Source organism: Paraburkholderia sp. SIMBA_054 (assembly GCF_046534875.1).
GTDB lineage: Bacteria > Pseudomonadota > Gammaproteobacteria > Burkholderiales > Burkholderiaceae > Paraburkholderia > Paraburkholderia hospita.
In genome coordinates this window covers 1-1,229 of the sequence record NZ_JAWRXV010000171.1, presented here as the reverse complement: position 1 = coordinate 1,229, position 1,229 = coordinate 1, and the positions used below count along the sequence as shown (strand labels likewise).

The following is a 1,229-nucleotide window of genomic DNA, read 5'->3' as shown; positions in this document are numbered from 1 at the left end:
GCCCCCGGCGTCACACTAGTTGTCGCCTCTGAATTTTCATCATTTGAAGAGAACTCAGAGGTGCAGGTTGAAGACGAAACAGACGTATTCTGTAGAATTCAGAGAGCAGGCGCTGGCGAAGGCCCTGCAACGCGGCAACCGCTCCGTAGGAGCGGTTGCCGCGGAACTGAACATGAATGTATTAACCTTGAGGAAGTGGATCCGGGTGTCTAACGCCGCAAGCCGCAATCCGGGCCCGAGCGATGCACGGCGCCCACAAGACTGGTCTCTGGAAGAGCGCCTGCTGGCCTTGCAACAGAGCCATGGACTGGATGAGGAAGCACTGAACGCGTGGTGTCGCGAACGGGGCCTGTTTGTCCATCATCTGGCCCAGTGGCGTGCGCAGTTCTGCTCTGGCGACACCGTGAGCCCACGCGCCAACGCGCCGGAAGTGCGCGATCTCAAACAGGCCAATGCGCAATTGCAGCGCGAACTCAAGCGTAAGGACCGTGCGCTGGCGGAAGCGGCTGCGTTGCTGGTGCTCTCAAAAAAGTATCAGGCGCTGTTCGGGGACGAGGACGAATGACTTCTGCCGAACAGCGCGCGACATTGAAGGCTCTGATCGACGAGGCGATCGCAGCCGGGGCTCGCCAGGCACGTGCGTGCGCCATGCTGGGGCTGAGCGCGCGCACCGTGCAGCGCTGGCAAGGCGCCGGTCCTGAAGCGGTGGACGGGCGCACCTTGCGCCGCCATGAGCCTGCCCACAAGCTGTCGGCCGATGAACGCGCCGAACTGCTGGCGGTGGCCAACTCTGCTGAATTCGCTCATCTGCCACCGAGCCAGATCGTGCCACGACTGGCCGACCAGCAACGCTACATTGCCTCGGAATCGACGTTTTACCGGGTGCTGCGCGAAGCGAACCAGCTCGCCCACCGGCGCAGCGAACGGCCGGCCCGCGCACGCAGCAAACCGCGCGCAGTCTGCGCCGACGCGCCGAACCAGCTGTATTCCTGGGACATTACTTACCTGCCGGCGACGATTCGTGGACAGTTTTTTTATCTGTATCTGTTTCTCGATGTCTTCAGCCGCAAGATTGTCGGCTGGCAGGTCTATGCCGAGGAAAGCAGCGCGCTGGCCAGCGAAGTCCTCAGAGACCTTTGCGCACGCGAAGCGATACAGCCCGAACAGGTGATCCTGCACTCCGATAACGGCGGCCCGATGAAAGGCGCGACGATGCTCGCTACCCTCCA

Annotated in this window: 2 protein-coding genes; both read left to right on the top strand. The window is 62.0% G+C overall.

Translation table 11 applies throughout. The features are described 5' to 3' along the window. Nucleotides 1–67: 67 nt before the first annotated feature. Nucleotides 68–565, top strand: coding sequence for a transposase (locus SB822_RS54550; RefSeq protein WP_062915639.1), 498 nt, complete (start codon nucleotides 68–70; stop codon nucleotides 563–565). Continuing rightward, a partial coding sequence (locus SB822_RS54545) for a DDE-type integrase/transposase/recombinase (protein ID WP_410858779.1) occupies nucleotides 562–1,229 on the top strand: 668 nt, incomplete at its 3' end. The genes SB822_RS54550 and SB822_RS54545, both read left to right, overlap by 4 nt.